15 protein-coding genes are annotated in these 17958 nt (G+C 64.0%); 5 read left to right on the top strand and 10 right to left on the bottom strand.

The annotated features are described in order from the left end of the window. Positions 1–6 precede the first annotated feature (6 nt). From leuS to ACH488_RS00880, 4 genes are all read right to left on the bottom strand, one after another. The gene (gene leuS / locus ACH488_RS00895; protein ID WP_397321666.1) at positions 7–2535 is read right to left on the bottom strand and encodes a leucine--tRNA ligase; all 2529 of its coding nucleotides are present in this window, start codon (positions 2533–2535) and stop codon (positions 7–9) included. Positions 2536–2848: 313 nt separating this feature from the next. Beyond that, positions 2849–4363, bottom strand: a complete 1515-nt coding sequence (glpK, locus tag ACH488_RS00890; protein ID WP_397321665.1) for a glycerol kinase GlpK — start codon at positions 4361–4363, stop codon at positions 2849–2851. Positions 4364–4417: 54 nt separating this feature from the next. Then, a complete protein-coding gene (locus tag ACH488_RS00885; RefSeq protein ID WP_397321664.1) occupies positions 4418–5170 on the bottom strand; it encodes an MIP/aquaporin family protein in 753 nt (250 codons plus the stop codon). A gap of 93 nt (positions 5171–5263) precedes the next feature. Next, on the bottom strand, positions 5264–7036 hold the full coding sequence (locus ACH488_RS00880; RefSeq protein ID WP_397321663.1) for a glycerol-3-phosphate dehydrogenase/oxidase: 1773 nt from the start codon (positions 7034–7036) through the stop codon (positions 5264–5266). A gap of 122 nt (positions 7037–7158) precedes the next feature. Between ACH488_RS00880 and ACH488_RS00875 the strand changes: the two genes are divergently transcribed. Genes ACH488_RS00875 through map form a run of 5 tightly spaced genes read left to right on the top strand, consistent with a single transcriptional unit; the run spans position 7159 to position 11873 of the window. Next, positions 7159–8121: a sugar-binding transcriptional regulator gene (locus tag ACH488_RS00875; RefSeq protein WP_397321662.1), complete on the top strand. Its 963-nt coding sequence runs from the start codon at positions 7159–7161 to the stop codon at positions 8119–8121. 34 nt (positions 8122–8155) lie between these two features. Continuing rightward, positions 8156–9037 (top strand): aldo/keto reductase, encoded by an 882-nt coding sequence (locus tag ACH488_RS00870; protein ID WP_397321661.1) that lies wholly within the window; start codon positions 8156–8158, stop codon positions 9035–9037. Between the two features lie 10 nt (positions 9038–9047). Further along, positions 9048–9992, top strand: coding sequence for an alpha/beta fold hydrolase (locus tag ACH488_RS00865; protein ID WP_397321660.1), 945 nt, complete (start codon positions 9048–9050; stop codon positions 9990–9992). Beyond that, entirely contained in the window at positions 9989–11095 is a 1107-nt protein-coding gene (locus tag ACH488_RS00860; protein ID WP_397321659.1) for a glycosyltransferase family 4 protein, read from the top strand. The genes ACH488_RS00865 and ACH488_RS00860 overlap by 4 nt, the downstream gene beginning before the upstream one ends. Further along, positions 11088–11873 carry a type I methionyl aminopeptidase gene (gene map, locus ACH488_RS00855; protein WP_397321658.1) on the top strand — a complete coding sequence of 262 codons (786 nt, stop codon included), beginning with the start codon at positions 11088–11090 and terminating at the stop codon, positions 11871–11873. The genes ACH488_RS00860 and map overlap by 8 nt, the downstream gene beginning before the upstream one ends. Here the strand turns inward: map and ACH488_RS00850 are convergent. The 6 genes from ACH488_RS00850 to mihF form a co-directional block, all read right to left on the bottom strand. Next, positions 11870–13951: a primosomal protein N' gene (locus ACH488_RS00850; RefSeq protein WP_397321657.1), complete on the bottom strand. Its 2082-nt coding sequence runs from the start codon at positions 13949–13951 to the stop codon at positions 11870–11872. The two genes, map and ACH488_RS00850, sit on opposite strands and share 4 nt — an antisense overlap. Before the next feature lie 176 nt (positions 13952–14127). Beyond that, entirely contained in the window at positions 14128–15357 is a 1230-nt protein-coding gene (gene metK / locus ACH488_RS00845) for a methionine adenosyltransferase (RefSeq protein ID WP_397321656.1), read from the bottom strand. Between the two features lie 88 nt (positions 15358–15445). Beyond that, entirely contained in the window at positions 15446–16693 is a 1248-nt protein-coding gene (gene coaBC / locus ACH488_RS00840; protein WP_397321655.1) for a bifunctional phosphopantothenoylcysteine decarboxylase/phosphopantothenate--cysteine ligase CoaBC, read from the bottom strand. Between the two features lie 27 nt (positions 16694–16720). Then, on the bottom strand, positions 16721–16981 hold the full coding sequence (gene rpoZ / locus ACH488_RS00835; RefSeq protein ID WP_017197559.1) for a DNA-directed RNA polymerase subunit omega: 261 nt from the start codon (positions 16979–16981) through the stop codon (positions 16721–16723). Positions 16982–17020: 39 nt separating this feature from the next. Further along, positions 17021–17593 (bottom strand): guanylate kinase, encoded by a 573-nt coding sequence (gene gmk / locus ACH488_RS00830; RefSeq protein ID WP_397321654.1) that lies wholly within the window; start codon positions 17591–17593, stop codon positions 17021–17023. A 21-nt stretch (positions 17594–17614) separates the two neighbouring features. Beyond that, positions 17615–17941: an integration host factor, actinobacterial type gene (gene mihF, locus ACH488_RS00825; RefSeq protein ID WP_397321653.1), complete on the bottom strand. Its 327-nt coding sequence runs from the start codon at positions 17939–17941 to the stop codon at positions 17615–17617. Between the last annotated feature and the right edge of the window lie 17 nt (positions 17942–17958).

Genomic DNA, 17958 nt, shown 5'->3' with positions numbered 1-17958 from the left:
TCCCCGCTAGGCGGGAACGATGTTCACCAGTTTAGGTGCCCGCACGATGACGGTGCGGATGCCACGGCCGTCCATGGCGCGCTGGACGTTCTCCGATGCCAGCGCGCGTTCACGCAGTTCGTCTTCGCTGATGTCCGGGGAGACTTCCAGGCGGTCACGGACTTTCCCCTGCACCTGGACAACGGCAGTGACGGTTTCCTGGACCAGCAGGGAGTCGTCGTGTGCGGGCCAACCTGCATTGGCCACGGAGGCAGGGTGGCCAAGGGCGTTCCACAGATCCTCCGCAGTGTACGGAGCGAAGAGGCTGAGGATCACGGCAACGGCCTCAACGGCCTCCCGGACCGCGGGATCGGCTCCACCAGCGCCGGAGTCGATGGTCTTGCGCGTTGCGTTGACCAACTCCATGAGGCGCGCGACAACCACATTGAACTTGTTGTTGTCCAGCAGTTCCGCGGCGTCGGCAATGGTCTTGTGGGTCACGGTCCGCAAGGCGCGGTCGCCCGTGGCCGGATCGGTGCCGGGTTCGCTGGTGACGTCCTGGCCAAGGCGCCATGCACGGGCCAGGAACTTGCCGGACCCGGCGGGCGAAACGTCAGCCCAGTCAACGTCGTCCTCCGGCGGAGAAGCAAAGACCATGGTCAGGCGGACAGCGTCCACACCGAACTTGTCCAACTGTTCGCCGAGGTCCACGCCGTTGCCCAGGGACTTGCTCATGGCCTTCCCGCCGTTGAGCACCTGGCCCTGGTTGAGCAGGGCGCTGAAGGGCTCGTTGGCTTCGATCAGGCCGATGTCCTTGATGACCTTGGTGAAGAAACGGGCGTACAGCAAGTGCAGGATGGCGTGCTCCACGCCGCCCACATACTGACCCACCGGCATCCAGTCGTTGATCTTCGCGGGGTCGAACGGACCTTCGGTGAAGTTCGGCGAGACGAAACGCAGGAAGTACCAGGACGAATCCACGAACGTGTCCATGGTGTCCGTGTCGCGCTGCGCGGCGCGGCCACAGTTGGGGCACTCGACGTTGACCCATTCGACGGCGGCGGCCAGCGGTGATGTGCCCTTGGGGGCCAAGGCCTCACCACGCAAGTCCTCCGGCAACCTGACGGGCAGTTGATCGTCCGGTACCGGCACTTCGCCGCATTCGCCGCAGTGGATGATCGGAATCGGCGTGCCCCAGAACCGCTGGCGGCTCAGCAGCCAGTCACGGAGGCGGAAGTTGACGAACTTCTCACCGGTACCCTGCTTTTCCAGGATATCGATGGCAGCCGGGATGGCCTCTGCCTTACTGAGTCCATCCAGCGCACCGGAGTTCTGCAGGGTGCCTTCGCCTGCGGTGGCTACGCCGGATTCCGCAGGATCGTCCTCGCCCGTGTTCAGTACGGCACGGACAGGCAGGTTGAAGGCCTTGGCGAAATCGAGGTCGCGCTGGTCGTGTGCCGGAACAGCCATGATGGCGCCCGTCCCGTAGTCGGCCAGGACGTAGTCCGCCGCCCATACTGGGAGCTTTTCGCCGTTGAGCGGGTTAATGGCGTAGCGGCCAGTGAAGACACCAGTCTTTTCCCGCTCTGTGGACTGGCGCTCGATTTCCGAGAGCGCCTTGACCTTTTCGCGGTACGCCATGAGTTCGTCGTGCTGTTCCGGGGTGACCAGGTCCAGTGCCAGGTGGGCGTCTGCTGCGACAACAAAGAAAGTTGCGCCGTACAGGGTATCCGGCCGGGTGGTGAAGACCGTGACTTCGCGTTCCGGGCGGCTTCCTTCGGCTTCAATGACGAAGCGGACGTGGGCGCCTTCCGAGCGGCCGATCCAGTTCCGCTGCATGGCAAGGACCCGTTCGGGCCAGTGGCCCTGCAACTGGTCCATGTCTTCGAGCAGGCGATCGGCATAGTCCGTGATCTTGAAGTACCACTGGTTCAGCGACTTCTTGGTGACGGGAGTGCCGCATCGTTCGCAGGCACCGTTGACCACCTGTTCGTTGGCCAGGACGGTGAGGTCCTTGGGGCACCAGTTGACGGGTGAGTCCTTGCGGTAGGCCAGGCCACGCTCGTAGAACCGCTTGAACAGCCACTGCGTCCAGCGGTAGTACTCGGGATCGGAGGTGTGCAGGCGGCGGGACCAGTCCGCGGAAATGGCATAGCGCCTGAAGGACGCGGCCTGCGTATCAATGTTGGCGTAGGTCCACTCGCTGGGATGGGCATTGCGCTTGATGGCTGCGTTCTCAGCGGGCAGGCCGAAGGAGTCCCAGCCGATCGGGTGCAGGACATCGTAGCCCTTCTGCCGGAGGTAGCGTGCCACGACGTCGCCCATGGCGAAAGCCTCGGCGTGGCCCATGTGGAGGTCGCCGGAAGGGTAGGGGAACATGTCCAGCACATAGCGGCGCTCCCGCGAACCGTCGTCTACGGGGGTGAACACCTTGAGGTCGTCCCAGACCTGCGGCCATTTGGCTTCCATGGTCGCGAAGCTGTAGACGCCCTCTTCGGGTGCTCCGGCTGCCGTTGCCTGTGCTGTTCCGGTTTCTGTCTCCGGCTGAACGCTCACTGCTGCCCTCTTCTGTTCTCGATGGCGGAATTACCTTCTGCTGTTGTCGCACGATCCCGGGAGCACAAACCCCCGGACACACAAAAGCCCCTCGACAATGGAGGGGCGGCCGCACGGCGAAGATTGCCGGGCGGCTAACTAAGCAGAAGGTTCGCACGCATAGATCTACAATAGCGCACGTTTAAATTCTCCAGTCTCCAAAGAAGGCGTTGAGGACGGACTGGTGAGTTGATGGCAGCCGCGCCTCGCCCGGGTGTGGTGGGCACCGCGAAGCGGGCGGGGCAGGCGCGGCTGCCATCAACGTCAGGTCAGACTACTTCACGTCCTCGTCCACCCAATCCATCGATTTGGTCACGGCCTTCTTCCACAACCGCAACTGCCGCTCCTGCTCTGCCGTATCCAGTTGCGGTTCCCAGCGCTTGTCCTCGCCCCAGTTGGCACTGAGCTCGCCGAGGTCGTTCCAGAATCCCACCGCCAGGCCAGCGGCGTAGGCCGCACCGAGGGCGGTGGTTTCAATGACCTTCGGCCGAACCACGGGCACGCCCAGGATGTCCGCCTGGAACTGCATGAGGGCATCGTTGGCGACCATGCCGCCGTCGACCTTCAGTTCGGTGAGCGGCACGCCGGAGTCCGCGTTGACAGCGTCAAGTACCTCACGGGTCTGGAAGGCGGTGGCTTCCAGGGCTGCCCGGGCGATGTGGCCCTTGTTGGCGTACCGGGTGAGCCCCACGATCGCGCCGCGGGCGTCGGCACGCCAGTACGGGGCGAAGAGGCCGGAGAAGGCGGGCACGATGTACACGCCACCGTTATCCTCCACCGCGGCGGCGAGTTCTTCCACCTGCGGGGCCGAACTGATCATGCCGAGGTTGTCGCGGAGCCACTGGATGAGCGAGCCTGTGACGGCAATGGACCCTTCCAGCGCGTAGTGCGGTTTCTGGTCTCCGAGCTTGTAGCCGAGCGTGGTCAGCAAACCGTTCTTCGAGTGGACGATCTCCTCGCCGGTGTTGAAGATCAGGAAGCATCCGGTGCCGTAGGTGTTCTTCGCTTCACCGGGCTGGAAAGCCGCCTGGCCGAACGTGGCTGCCTGTTGGTCGCCCAGGATGCCGGCAACCGGGGTTTCCCGGAGCAACTGGGACGTATGGACCTGGCCGTAGACCTCGGAGGAGGACTTGATGGCCGGCATCATGGACGCAGGAACCCCAAAGATGTCCAGGATTTCCTGGTCCCACTGAAGCGACTCCAGGTCCATGAACAGTGTGCGCGAGGCGTTGGTGACATCGGTAACGTGCACGCCGCCGTCGGTCCCGCCGGTGAGGTTCCACAGCACCCAGGCGTCGGTGTTTCCGAAGAGGAGGTCTCCCGCTTCGGCCTTCTCCCGGGCTCCTTCGACGTTGTCCAGGATCCATTTGATCTTGGTCCCGGAGAAGTACGTGGCCAGCGGCAGGCCTACCTTCTGTTTGAACCGCTCCACTCCCCCGTCCTTGGCCAGTTCGTCCACGATCGGCTGGGTACGGGTGTCCTGCCAGACGATCGCGTTGTACACGGCCTCGCCGGTGTTCTTGTCCCAAACCACCGCGGTCTCGCGCTGGTTGGTGATTCCGACGGCGGCAATATCGTGCCGGGTCAGGTTCGCCTTGGAGAGGGCTGAGGCAATGACCTCGCGGGTGTTGTCCCAGATTTCGGCCGGGTTGTGCTCCACCCATCCTGCCTGCGGGAATATCTGCTCGTGTTCCATCTGGCCCGTGGAAACGATGGTTCCCGCGTGGTCGAACACGATGGCGCGGGAACTTGTGGTGCCCTGGTCAATGGCGATGACGTATTGGTTCATGGTGACGTCCTTGTCTGTGGTTGGGTGGTTGGTTATTGGCAGTATGGAAAGGGATCAGCCGGCGACGGCGGGCATGATGTCCGGAACCCAGATGGCCACGAGGCCTGCGAGGGCGCCACCAACAAGGGGTCCCACTACCGGAATCCAGGAATAGGCCCAGTCGCTGGAACCCTTGCCCTGGATGGGGAGGACAGCGTGCGCAATGCGCGGGCCCAGGTCACGTGCGGGGTTGATGGCGTAGCCTGTGGGTCCGCCGAGCGAAACGCCAATGCCGACAACGAGCAGGGCCACGGCCAATGGTCCAAGGCCCGAAGGCGTACCGCCGAAGGTCAGGATCACGAAGACCAGCACGAAGGTGCCGATGATTTCGGTGATCAGGTTCCACGGGGTGGACCGGATTGCGGGGCCGGTGGAGAAGGTGCCCAGCTTGTTGGCCGGAAGGGGCTCGGCGTCGAAGTGCTGCTTGTAAGCGAGCCAGCACACCACGGCACCAAGGAATGCGCCCAGGAGTTCGCCGCCGAAGTAGGTCAGTGTGGATCCAAACGTGACTGCCACGTCGGGGGCGTATTCCTTGCTGCCCTTGACGAGCAGGCCCAGGGTGACGGCGGGGTTGAGATGGGCACCGGACTTTGCGGCCACAAAGACGCCCGCGAAGACCGCAATTCCCCAGCCCCAGGTCACCATCAAGAATCCAGCGTTGTTGCCCTTGGTGCCTTTGAGCGCAACGTTGGCCACAACGCCGCAACCCAGAAGGGTCAGCATCATGGTTCCGAATACTTCGGAAAGGAAAACAATTCCAAGAGACATCTTTGACTCCTCATTCTTCTGTTATCAGCCCCCTCGCGGGTGGAAGGGGCTGTTGGAACGGCACCGTCGCCGGTGCCGTTCCGGTGGTGGGTTTCAGTCCACCAGGCTGTGCACGTTGACCTTGTGGTAACGGTGCAGGACCTCTTGCGCGAGGCGGACTTCCGCCTGCCGTTTCGTCGCGTCCCAACCGAGGGGACCAGCAAGCGCCTCGGCAATCTCGTTGAGCAGTTCGCCGGTGACCAGGCCGCGGAAAGCGAGCGAGGTGCGGCGGATCAGCACGTCAACCAAGTGCCCTACCTGCTCGTTCAGTGCCATGAATTCCAGTTCCCTGACGCTGAGTTCGCGGGTGGACCGCAGTGGGGCGTCTTCGCCGGCCTGCAGGAACGCGATGACTTCCCCGGCGCGGGTGCCGTAGCGGGTCAAGAGCCCTTCGACGCGGCTCGCGTCCAGGCCCGGTCCCATGTGCTCCTTGATCCATTCCTGTTCGCCTTGGGCGGTCACGGGGAAGTCCGCGCCACCACCGATGGGGAGTTTCGCCGTCGAGACCTTGCGTTCTTTGCCGAGTTCCCGCAGGACATCGTTGGTCATGTGTTCGGCAAGCGCACGGAAAGTGGTCCACTTGCCGCCCACCAGGCTCAGTACGACGGCGGCCTTGCCGCCTGGCGTCGCGGCCGCGCCTTCGCCCGTGCGGACCGAGCGTTCGATCCGGTAGTCCCGGGAGACGAAGCCGGGCTGGGTGGCGTCATGCCGCGGGAGGGGACGGACGCCGGAGAAGCTGTAGACGATGTGTTTGCGGTCCACGGCGATGGTGGGAAAGACGTGGCCCACCAAGTCGAAGAAGTAGTCCACCTCTTCTTCGGTGCACACCGCATCCTGGGACATGTCCGCGTCGACGTCAGTGGTTCCCACCAGCACGCGGTCGCCCATGGGGTAGATGAGGACGATGCGGCCATCGGTGTGTTCGAAGAAGATTTCCCTGCCGTTGCAGGCGGCGAGGAGTTCCGGGTGGTCCAGGACGATGTGCGATCCCTTGGTGCCGCCCATGAACGTGCTGGCAGCACCCATGGCCTGGTTGGTGAGATCCACCCACGCACCAGTGGTGTTGACGATGACGTCTGCCTGGAAATCGAATTCTCCACCGGTCAGTTCATCGCGAAGCCGCACCCCGTTGGCCCCCATGGAGACCAGTGAAACATAGTTGCTGGCACGGGCGCTGCCCCCTGCCGCGTGTCCTGCCTTCTCGCCATCCTGGAGGACATCCAGCGTGAGCCTCTCCGGGTTGTGCACGGAAGCGTCGAAGTAGGTGGCGGTGTACTTGATGCCCTGGTGCAGTCGCGGCAACTCGGCCAGGGCTTTGTCGCGGCCAAGGAACTGGTGCTTCGGAACACTGCCGCCATCGCGGGAGAAGAAATCGTAAATGCTCAGACCGAGCTTGATGAGGAAAGCGCCGCGTTCCTTCGGCTTACCCTGTTTGTGGGTCAGGAAGCGCACTGGGGCAGAGAGAATGCCGGAGAAGGTGCTGAAGATCGGGATGGTGGTCTGGAGCGGCTTGACGTAGTGGGGTGCGATCCGCAGCAGGCGGTTGCGTTCCACCACGGATTCCTTCACCAGGCGGAACTCGCCGTTTTCCAGGTAGCGGATACCACCGTGGATCATGTGCGACGACGCGCCGCTGGCCCCCTGGCAGTAGTCTCCGCGTTCGACGAGTGCCACGTCCACCCCCTGCAGTGCCAGATCCCGGAACGTTCCCACTCCGTTGATACCGCCACCGATGATGAGTACCTGGGCTGAGGGGCGCTCCTTTAAGGCCGCTGCCGATTCACGCCGATGCGCCTCGGACGAGGTACCGGAAATCCTGTTTCCCAAAACTGCTCCCTTGGGCTTGGTTCGTGCGTGGCGCTCCCCGCCGCTGCACCTTTCACCACTAATCTGGCGAAGGTGGAAAATGGAGTCAAGCTATTTGCACAAACGTGCAGCAAGGAAATGAGATGGGACGATCACGCCATTCGGACGCACTGAGGGCCGCACAGATGTACTACCTCCAGGACCTGACCATGGACGCGATCGCCCGTGAGTTGAGGACCTCGCGTTCAACGGTTTCCCGGCTGTTGTCCTCGGCCCGGGAAACCGGCCTGGTACAGGTCCAGATCAAGAGCCCTTTTGATACGGCGCCCGAACTGGAAAGCCAGATCCGCGACCGCTTCGGAGTGGACGTGCACGTGGTTCCGGTGCTGGACACGCTGAACGAAGCCGAGACACTTGACCGAGTTGCGATGCAGGCAGCCCGGACCATCGGCCCCCTGGTGGACTCGAACGCCATCATCGGCGTGGCCTGGGGAGCGACCTTGAGCGCGGTCAGCCGGCACCTTACCCGCAAGGTGACGCACGACAGCATCGTGGTGCAGTTGAATGGGGCCGGAAACATGCAGACCACCGGCATTACCTACGCCAGCGACATCATGCGGCGGTTCGGAAGCGCCTATGGTGCACGGGTGGAGCAGTTCCCCGTTCCGGCGTTCTTCGACCACGCCGCCACCAAGACAGCTATGTGGAATGAGCGCAGCGTGCAGCGGATCCTCGATGTGCAGGCCCGCATGAGCATCGCCATCTTCGGCGTGGGCTCCGTGGACTCCGACTACCCCAGCCACGTCTACGCCGGCGGGTACCTCGATGAACAGGACCTGGCGGCACTGGCAGAGGACGACGTGGTGGGCGACGTTGCCACGGTCTTCTTCCGCAGCGACGGATCCTCGGACGGCATCACCTTGAACGAACGGTCCACCGGCCCCAGCCACGAACAACTGCGCCAGGTCAGGCGCCGGATCTGCGTGGTCTCCGGTGCTTCGAAGATCAATGGGCTCCAGGGCGCGTTGGCTGCCGGGCTGGCAACGGACCTGATCCTCGACGAAGCATCTGCGCGGAGGCTGGTGAGTTTCACTGGCCACTCCTAAGGCAATCCGCCCCGGAATGGGTAGAGTCGTTGCTATGAGATTCCCGGCACGGCTGAGCCTGAACAACGGCGTCATGATGGACCAGATGGGCTATGGCCTGTACAAGGTCCCCCCGGCTGATGCCGACGCATTGGTCAGTACTGCACTGGGGGAAGGGTACCGGCGCTTCGACACCGCGGCCATGTACGGCAACGAAGTCGGCGTGGGCCGGGCAATCGGCGGGGCCATCGGCGACGCGCGGGACGCCAACCTGGGCACGGGCGGATCCGGTGAATCCGTCCACGCGCTGACCCGCGAGGACGTTTTCGTCACCACCAAGGTCTGGAACGACCACCATGGCTACGACGCGACGCTCCGCGCCTTCGACACCTCCATGGCCAACTTGGGCCTGGACTACGTGGATCTGTACCTCATCCACTGGCCCTGCCCGGCGCGTGGACTGTTCGCTGAGACCTACAAGGCCTTGGAGACCCTCTACCGTGAGGGCAAGGTCCGGGCCATTGGCGTGTCGAACTTCCAGCCCGACCATCTTGAACAACTTATGCAATCCGCCGAAGTGGTCCCCGCCGTGAACCAGGTGGAACTGCATCCCTGGCTGCAGCAGGCCCGGCTCAGGACCCTGCACAGTCAGCTCGGCATCCGGACCGAGGCCTGGAGCCCCTTGGGCCGCGGGCAGGTCCTCGGGGATCCGGCAATCGTTGCCCTGGCGGAGAAGTACAAGAGGACTCCCGCTCAGGTCATCCTTCGCTGGCACCTGCAGCTGGGGAACCTGGTCATACCCAAAGCCAGCACGGCCGGACGCATCAAGGAGAACTTCAACGTCTTCGATTTCGAACTGGACAGCGGGGACCTGGACGGCATGGCGGGCCTGGAACGCCATCACCGGACGGGCTCGCATCCGGACAACGTGAATTAGGAATTACTGAATGGAAAAAGTGGACACCGCGCATCCCATGGGGGGTGCACAGGCCCCCGTCGAGTTCTTCAGCAAGTCCTTGGCAGCCCGCACGGCCGCGTCCGATGTGGACGTCGATGGCAGCACGGTGGCGTACTGGACGTACCAGCCCGTCAAGGCAACCGACACGACACGTACCATCCTGGTCATCCATGGCTTCCGGGGCGACCACCACGGCTTGTTGCGGGTGGCCGACCTGCTCCCGGAGATGCGGATCATCATGCCGGACCTCCCCGCCTTCGGCAGCTCCGAGCCATTCGTCGACGACGAGCACAGCGTGGAGCGTTACGGTCGCTTCATTGAAGGCTTCATGGCCGCCCTGGATCTGGGACCGCAAACCGTCCTCCTTGGCCATTCCTTCGGATCGATCGTGGCAAGCCATTTCGTGGCAAGCCATCCGGGCGCGGTGACTCCCCTGGTGCTGATTAATCCCATAGCCGCGCCGGCCTTGGAGGGACCCAAGGGCGTCATGACCAAGCTGGCGGTCTTCTACTACCAGATCTCGGCCAAACTTCCCCGGATCCTTGGCCTTGCCATCCTCCGGAACCGCGCGATCGTCCGGATCATGAGCATCACCATGGCCAAGACCAAGGACAAGCAGCTGCGGCGCTTCATCCACGGCCAACACGACGCCTACTTCAGCGCCTTTGCCGATCGGAACAGCCTTTTGGAATCGTTCAAGGCCTCCGTCTCAGGCAACGTCGCGGACGTGGCTGAACAGCTCAACCTCCCTGTGCTGCTGGTCGCCGGTGAAAAGGACGAGATCGCCACTTTGCCCAGCCAGCACAAACTGCTGGAACGCCTCCCGGACGGGACGCTGGAAGTGATTCCCGGCGTCGGGCACCTGATCCACTACGAAACGCCCGAACCGGCAGCTGCGTCCATCCGAACCTTCCTGGAGGAACATCCCGCGTGAAAATCGTCATTGACGCCCGCTTTACCAGGACAGACCACCACGACGGCATCAGCCGCTACGGCTCAAGCCTCATCGCGGCGACCGCGAAGATCGCCGACGTGACCATGCTCATCAATGACAAAAGGCAGCTTGCGCTGTTGCCCGATGTTCCGTGGGTCATGGTGAACAGCCCGCTCTCTCCCTTGGAGCTGTTCGTTGCACGGAAAGTCAATCCACTGGGCGCCGACATTGTGGTGTGCCCCATGCAGACCATGGGCTCGTGGGGTCGGCAGTACAGCCTGATCCTGACCCTCCACGACCTCATCTACTATGAGCACCCTGCTCCCCCGGGCTTCCTTCCGGCGCCGGTCCGCCTGCTGTGGAGGCTCTACCACAAGGCCTTCTGGCCGCAGCGCGTGCTGCTGGACAGGGCCGAAGTGGTGGCCACCATCAGCCGGACCACCGAGGCGCTCATGGCGAAGTACCGGCTCACGCGACGCCCTGTCCGGATTGTCGGCAACGCCCCGCAGCCGGGACAGACGCCGCGGGATCCGGCAGAGGGTGCGGACAAGTCCCTGCTCTACATGGGCTCGTTCATGCCGTACAAGAACGTGGAGACCATGATCCGCGGCATGGCCGGTCTCCCCGACTACACCCTGCACCTGCTCAGCCGCATCACTTCCCAGCGCAGGGCGGAACTGGAAGCACTGATGCCGGACGGCGCCAAGGTGGAGTTCCACAACGGGGTCACGGACGCCGAATACGAAGAGCTCCTGCGCAGGGCCACGGCACTGATCAGTTTGTCCCGTGCCGAAGGCTACGGACTGCCGCTGGTGGAAGCGATGGCGTTGGGAACACCGGTGGTGGCAAGCGACATCCCTATCTTTCGGGAAGTGGGTGCTGACGCCGTCAGCTACGTGGATCCCGGGTCCCCCGCTGACTTTGCCGCCGCCGTTGCCGCCCTGGATGACCAGGTCCTGTGGCAACAGCGGTCGCGCCGTTCCGTGGAGCGGGCAGCTGACTTCAACTGGGACGAATCCGCACGGCAGTTGCTTGCCGCGGCGGAGGAAGCCATCACCCTGCGCAAACGCAATGCCCCAAAGCGAAAGACCACCAATGATTGAAATCCTGAGCCCCTCCGAAGTGGCCAAAGCGAAAGTCACCGGCGCACTGGTGGCCGACATCCTCCAGGCCCTCAAGAGCCGGGCCACGGTTGGCACCAACCTGCTGGACATCGACCGCTGGACCAAGGACATGATCGTCGAGGCCGGAGCCGAATCCTGCTACGTCGACTACGCCCCCTCGTTTGGCCGGGGTCCCTTTGGCCACTACATCTGCACCGGCGTCAATGACGCAGTGCTCCACGGCCTGCCCCACGACTACGCGCTTGCCGACGGCGACCTCCTTTCTTTGGACCTCGCGGTCACCAAAGACGGAATCGCAGCAGACGCGGCCATCAGCTTCGTGGTTGGCGCCCCGGCGCGTCCCGAAAGCCTGGCCATGATCGAAGCGACAGAACGTGCCCTCGCAGCAGGCATTGCCGCAGCCGTCCCCGGCGCGCGGATCGGCGATCTGTCCTACGCGATCGGCTCGGTCCTCAAAGACGCCGGCTACCCCGTGAACGTCGAGTTTGGCGGGCACGGCATCGGATCAACCATGCACCAGGACCCCCACGTTCCCAACACCGGCAGGCCGGGACGTGGCTACGAGCTCCGTCCGGGATTGCTGCTGGCCCTTGAGCCGTGGGTCATGCAGGACACGGCGAAACTCGTGACCGATGCCGACGGCTGGACCCTCCGGAGCGCCACAGGTTGCCTGACGGCCCACACAGAGCACACCATCGCCATTACAGAGACCGGCGCGGAAATCATGACGCTTCCCTCAGGCTCATCCAGGCCCTAGAGGACATCCACTCCGTCAAGCCGCAACTGGACGGGCCCGTGCAGGCGCTTGGCTGCGTTGGCGGCCTTGACCGCGCGCATTGCCTGGGTGACTGCGGCAGCTTCACCATACGGGATGAAGAAAAGCGTGCGGACATCCGCGTCGGGCTCCGCTGCGCCGGTGCCGTGCAGCTGCACCGGCGCAGGACCAACGCTCCGCAGGGTATCTGTTGCCCCCTTGAGCGCGGCGGCCAGTGTTTCCGAAAAGGACACAACGTCTGTCCGGGGGCCGGTGACGGAAGCCACCCGCACCGCCGGAGGCAACTGCAGTTCTTTCCTCAGGGCAAGTTCACGGGATGCGTATCCCGCAGCATCCCAGCGAAGCAGGGCCCCTGTGGCCGTGGTGTCGTCAGCGGTGATGACTACCAGTCCTCCTTGGCCCGCGGGACGCACCAGGGCCGCCGCGTTGAACCAGCGGCGAACCGTGTCCTCGCCGGACCGCAGGTTTTCCCGGCGCAGCAGGGAATTACCGTCCAGGAGCAACGCCGCTGCGTAACCCTCCGGGGCTACCGGTTCGGCACCCACGGTGGCCACAACCAAGGCGGGCGACCCCGGCACGGTTGCCTTGATGTGCTCACCGGATGAGGTAATGACTGCGTGCCCGGGAAAGGCCCTGCCAAGTTCTTCGGCGGTCCGGATGACCCCGGTGGCACCGCGCCGCAGGTGGACGCCATTGCAGTGCGCACAACGCCACTGCGGAGCCGGCGTTGAACACCAACGGCACGCAGGCAGGGCGGAGCCGCTGGATGTTGCCAACGGGCCTTGGCAAGCATTGCAACGGGCAGGCTCGCGGCACGTTTGGCACACCAGTGAGGGAGCGTACCCTGCCCGGGCCACCTGCACCAAGACCGGGCCCCGTTCCAAGCCTTCCTTCGCGGCTTTCCAGGCCGCCCCGGGGAGGCGTGCAACGCGTGCCAAGGGGTCGCGCTCCTGTTCGAAGCTGTCCGCTGTGTTCAGGACCCGTGGCGCCGTGGCGCGGATGGCTCCCCGCGGGGCCTCGATGGGCACTGCCCACTGTAGCTCCACGAGCCGTTGCAACTCGGTGCTGCGGCTATGCGAAGCAAGCAAGCAGGCGGTATCTTCCTGTTCCGAGCGCAGCAGCAGGATCTCGCGTGTGTGGGCGTACGGTGCCCGTTGATCGATGTGCAGGTCATCGCCATCGTCCCAGCACACCATCAACCCGGGATGGTGCACCGGCGCGTAGGCGGCCGAGCGGGTTCCGATGGCCACTCCCGCCTGACCCGTCAGGAGTCGCAGGAAGTTGCGGTAGCGTGGCGTCGGACCGTCGTCGGCGGTCAAACGTGCAATATCGGTGGCGGGCAAGACCTCCACCAGCGCCGCTTCCAGGCGCTCCAGGTCCCGGTAGTCTGGAACTACCAGCACGGCGCCCCGGCCGGAACTGCGGACAGCTGCTACCGCCGAGGCCAGCATGGCCGGCCAAGCATCGTGGCCGAATCCCTGGAGAGCAGTCAGCACGGCCTTGGGTGTGCCGCCCGCAGCCAGGTGCCGCAGGAACGGCGTCCCGTTGGTGTAGGAGGTCCACGTCCTGGCGTCCACTAACGGGGTGGGTGCGGTGACATCCTGCTCCGCGTTCTCCAGGGCTTCCTTCTCCACCTTCGCGACCCGTGGCGGAATAGCAGTCCGCAGGACATCGCTGAGGGTTCCGGCGTACCGGGCAGCCACTGCTGCGGCAAGGCGGCTGATGGCCGGAGTCATCACCGCCACCGGTGACACCACCTTGTGGAGGGGGATCAGCCCATGCCCGGCGTCGGAGGCCTGCCGCCTTTCGGCAATGTAGCCATTCAGTTCCTGCCCGTTGAACTTCACCTTGACCCGCACGCCGGGGACGGCCGTCCCTTCGAGCTCGATGGGAACGGCGTAGTCGAAGGTCCGGTCCAGGTGCGGCAAGGGAGACTCCAAGACCACCCGCGCAACCGGGTCAATTGCTGCGAGTGGTAGCCCCTTGACCGCTGGCTTCGCCGGAAAACCCTGCAGTAACGAGGGCTGAAGCAAGGACGGCTGCATATCCTGTTCCGCCATGTACTCCGCCTCCATCCCGTGATCGGTTCTGCCCTGTGATCAGTTTGCCCCGTGATCAGTTCTGCCCGCCGGCCGCTCAAACGCAGGATGCCCACAGCGGGATCGACCCACTGCGGGCATCTCTGGCTCAAGCCAATCACGGGCCACCGACATTAAGGCAATCGGCGGTCAGGAAGTCAGGCGTTGAAGAACTCCTTAAGGTCCGCTACGCGGTCAAGGCGTTCCCATGTGAAGTCAGGCTCATCGCGGCCGAAGTGTCCGTGGGCTGCCGTCTTGGCGTAGATGGGGCGTTTGAGGTCCAAGGCGTCGATGATCGCCCGCGGGCGGAGGTCGAAGATCTCGTTGATGGCCTCGCTGATGCGTGCCGGATCCACGGTCTCCGTGCCGAAGGTCTCCACGTAGGTACCAACCGGCCGTGCCTGCCCGATCGCGTAGGCGATCTGGATTTCGGCGCGCTTGGCAAGTCCTGCGGCCACCACGTTCTTCGCGACCCAGCGCATGGCGTACGCCGCGGAACGGTCCACCTTGGACGGATCCTTGCCGGAGAAGGCACCGCCGCCGTGGCGGGAGAATCCGCCGTAGGTGTCAACGATGATCTTGCGCCCGGTCAGTCCGGCGTCACCCACGGGTCCGCCGATCACGAAGGCACCGGCAGGGTTCAGGATGTTCGCCACACGCGAGAGGTCAAGGTTGGCTGCTGCAAGGACCGGATCGATGACGTGGCTTGCCAGATCGGCACGCAACTGCTCCAGGCTCGCGTCCTCTGCGTGCTGGCTCGAAATGACCACCGTTTCAACTGAAACCGGCCGGTCGCCGTCGTACCCTACCGTGACCTGGGTCTTGCCGTCGGGCCGCAAGTACGCGAGTTCGCCGCTCTTGCGGACCTCGGTAAGCCGCTCGGACAAGCGGTGCGCCAGCCAGATGGGTGTCGGCATGTAGGAGGCGGTCTCGTCACTTGCGTAGCCGAACATGATGCCTTGGTCGCCGGCGCCTTGGAGGTCATAGTCGTCTTCCTGGCGCCCTTCACGGGCCTCCAGCGAGTTGAACACGCCCCCGGCGATGTCGTTGGACTGCTGGCCGATTGAAACAGAAACGCCACACCGTGCGCCATCGAAGCCATTGGCTGAGGAGTCGTAGCCGATGCCGAGGATGGTCTCGCGGACAATCTGCGGAATCTCCACGTACGCGTCGGTGGTGACCTCGCCCGCTACGTGCACCAGGCCGGTGGTGGCCATGGTTTCTACGGCCACGCGTGACTCGGGGTCTGCAGCGAGCAGCGCGTCAAGGATGGAGTCGCTGATCTGGTCGCAGATCTTGTCCGGGTGTCCCTCGGTGACCGACTCGGAAGTGAAGAGCCGGAGCTTGGACGGGGTGCCATGGTGTTCATGGTGAAGCGGTAAAGTCACTCGACCACCTTACTGGGTTGCGGGGCAGAGGCATTTGCCGTGTGTCCCTATGCTAAGTGTTCTTTGCTTCGGCTTGCGTCGCCGGCAGCTAGGGTGCGGGAAACACCTTGGCCAGTTCCGCGCCGACGCGGTCAACGACGGCGGACGCGACATCGGCCTTGGATCCGGAAGCCGATTGAGGTTCGGCCCCGTGGCCGGAGAGGATGACCACGGAATTGTCATCCTGCCCAAAGACCCTGCCGACGCCCACCTGGTTGACCACCAGGAGGTCACAGCCCTTGCGTTTGAGCTTGGCGGTGGCATGCTCCAGGACATCGCCTTGGGCGTCGCCTGTCTCAGCGGCAAAACCTACGATGAGCTGCCGGCCGCCCGTGGCATTGCGCCGTTCCACGAGTTCATGGAGGATGTCCGGATTGCGCACCAGGCGCACCAGAGGCGCATCTTCGCCGTCGACTTTCTTGATTTTGGTGTCCGAAACATCCGCGGGGCGGAAGTCCGCAACGGCAGCTGCCATGATGACGACGTCGGAATCGGCTGCCGCTTGAAGCGCCGCCTCGCGCAGTTCCAGGGCCGACTCGACGCGGACCAGTTCGACGCCGGCGGGCGGCTCGACGTCCATGTGCGCTGCGAGGAATCTCACAGTGGCACCGGCCCCGAGGGCGGCGGCAGCCAATGCCGCGCCCTGCTTGCCCGAGGAACGGTTACCGAGGAACCGGACGGGGTCAAGCGCTTCGCGGGTACCGCCGGCAGAAATGGTGACGACCCGTCCTGACAAAGGACCAGCTCCGACATGCGCGGCAGCTGACGCTTCAGTGCCTGCAAGCGCCATGGCGGCAGCGAAGATCGCCTCCGGCTCCGGCAGCCTGCCAGGGCCGGAGTCCGCTCCGGTGAGGCGCCCGCTGGCTGGCTCCAGTACAGTGACACCCCGCTTGCGCAGGGTCTCGACGTTGGCCTGCGTGGCCGCGTGCTGCCACATCTCGGTGTGCATCGCCGGGGCAAAGAGCACCGGGCCGTGCGCCATCAGGAGGGTGTTCGTCAGGAGGTCCCCCGCCTGTCCCGTTGCCGCCTTGGCCAGGAGGTCGGCGGTAGCCGGTGCAACGACGATCAGATCGGCCTCGTGGCCGAGCCTGACATGGTTCACCTTCTCGACGTCGTCGAAAACGCTGTTGCTGACGGGATTGCCGGAGAGCGCCTCCCAGGTGGCTACACCCACAAAACGCGTAGCTGCCTCCGTTGGGATGACGGTGACCTTGTGGCCGGCTTCAGTAAAAAGCCGGAGGAGCGATGCAACCTTGTAGGCTGCGATCCCTCCCCCGACTCCGAGGACTATGCGCACGTGACCTCCGTCAACAGGCAGTCTGTCTTACTCTGCGGGCTCGATCGGGGTGGAGACCAGGAGGCCTTCGTTGATCTCGCGCAGGGCGATGGAGAGCGACTTCTCGTTCAGCTTGGTGTCGACCAAGGGGCCGACGTACTCGAAGAGGCCCTCGTGGAGCTGGGCGTAGTAGGCGTTGATCTGACGGGCACGCTTGGCGCCGAAAATCACCAGGCCGTACTTGGAATCGGCAGCCTCAAGCAGCGAATCGATCGGCGGGTTGATGATGCCTTCAAGGTTCGTGGACACGAAATCTCCAAATTCTAGCGGGCCGACAAGTGCAAGCGCTTAGCGCTGGTGCGGGGTAAGCCCCATGAGTGAAACAAGCTCGTCCGCTGCCCGGCGAACGTCGTCATTGATGACGGTGTGGTCAAACTCCGGTTCAGCAGCAAGTTCCAGTTTAGCGGTTTCCAGCCTGCGCTGCTGTTCTTCGGGAGTTTCGGTGCCGCGGCCCACCAGGCGGCGCACCATTTCGTCCCAGCTCGGGGGTGCCAGGAAGACGAAATTGGCATCCGGTACGGCTTCCTTGACCTGGCGCGCACCCTGGAGGTCGATCTCCAGGAGAACAGACTTGCCCTCGGCGATGGCTGCGTTGACGGTGCTGCGCAATGTGCCGTAGCGGTTGTGTCCGTGGACAACGGCCCACTCCAGCAATTCACCGTCCGCGATGAGGGAATCGAACTCCTCGGCGGACTTGAAGAAGTAGTGGACGCCATCCTTCTCACCGGGCCGGGCCGCGCGGGTGGTGGCTGATACTGACAGCCAAACCTCTGGATAGTTGTCCCTGATGTAGGTGGATACGGTTCCCTTGCCAACAGCAGTTGGGCCTGCAAGGACAGTCAGTCCAGGTTTCGTGCTCACGGATTCCTTCGGGGAGATGCGTCAATCGCTTTGTTGGGTATCCATAAAATCTACCAGCGCGCGGGCCTGGTGAATTCCCAGGCCCCTGATCCGCCGCGATCCGGCGATACCGATATCGGCCATGATCGCGGCGGCACGGACAGGGCCAATGCCCGGGAGTGCCTCAAGCAGTTCGATGACACGCATCCGCGCGATGGCCTCATCAGAGGAGCCCGATGAGATCAGTTCGGCGATGCTGACCTCACCCCGCTTGAGCCGCTCCTTGGCTGCGGCGCGGGTGGCCCGTGCCTTGGCAGCTTTTTCCAAAGCGTCGGAACGCTCCTGCGGGGTGAGTTCTTTCAAAGCCATGGCCAAACTCCCGTTCA

This window comes from Paenarthrobacter sp. NPDC018779 (assembly GCF_044391085.1).
Taxonomy (GTDB): domain Bacteria; phylum Actinomycetota; class Actinomycetes; order Actinomycetales; family Micrococcaceae; genus Arthrobacter.
This window is presented reverse-complemented; position numbering and strand designations above follow the sequence as displayed.

Coding starts and splice junctions, on each gene's coding strand:
- glpK (WP_397321665.1), bottom strand. CDS start 4,363: ATGAACCAATACGTCATCGCCATTGACCAGGGCACCACAAGTTCCCGC.
- ACH488_RS00885 (WP_397321664.1), bottom strand. CDS start 5,170: ATGTCTCTTGGAATTGTTTTCCTTTCCGAAGTATTCGGAACCATGATG.
- ACH488_RS00875 (WP_397321662.1), top strand. CDS start 7,159: ATGGGACGATCACGCCATTCGGACGCACTGAGGGCCGCACAGATGTAC.
- ACH488_RS00870 (WP_397321661.1), top strand. CDS start 8,156: ATGAGATTCCCGGCACGGCTGAGCCTGAACAACGGCGTCATGATGGAC.
- ACH488_RS00865 (WP_397321660.1), top strand. CDS start 9,048: ATGGAAAAAGTGGACACCGCGCATCCCATGGGGGGTGCACAGGCCCCC.
- map (WP_397321658.1), top strand. CDS start 11,088: ATGATTGAAATCCTGAGCCCCTCCGAAGTGGCCAAAGCGAAAGTCACC.
- ACH488_RS00850 (WP_397321657.1), bottom strand. CDS start 13,951: ATGGCGGAACAGGATATGCAGCCGTCCTTGCTTCAGCCCTCGTTACTG.
- mihF (WP_397321653.1), bottom strand. CDS start 17,941: ATGGCTTTGAAAGAACTCACCCCGCAGGAGCGTTCCGACGCTTTGGAA.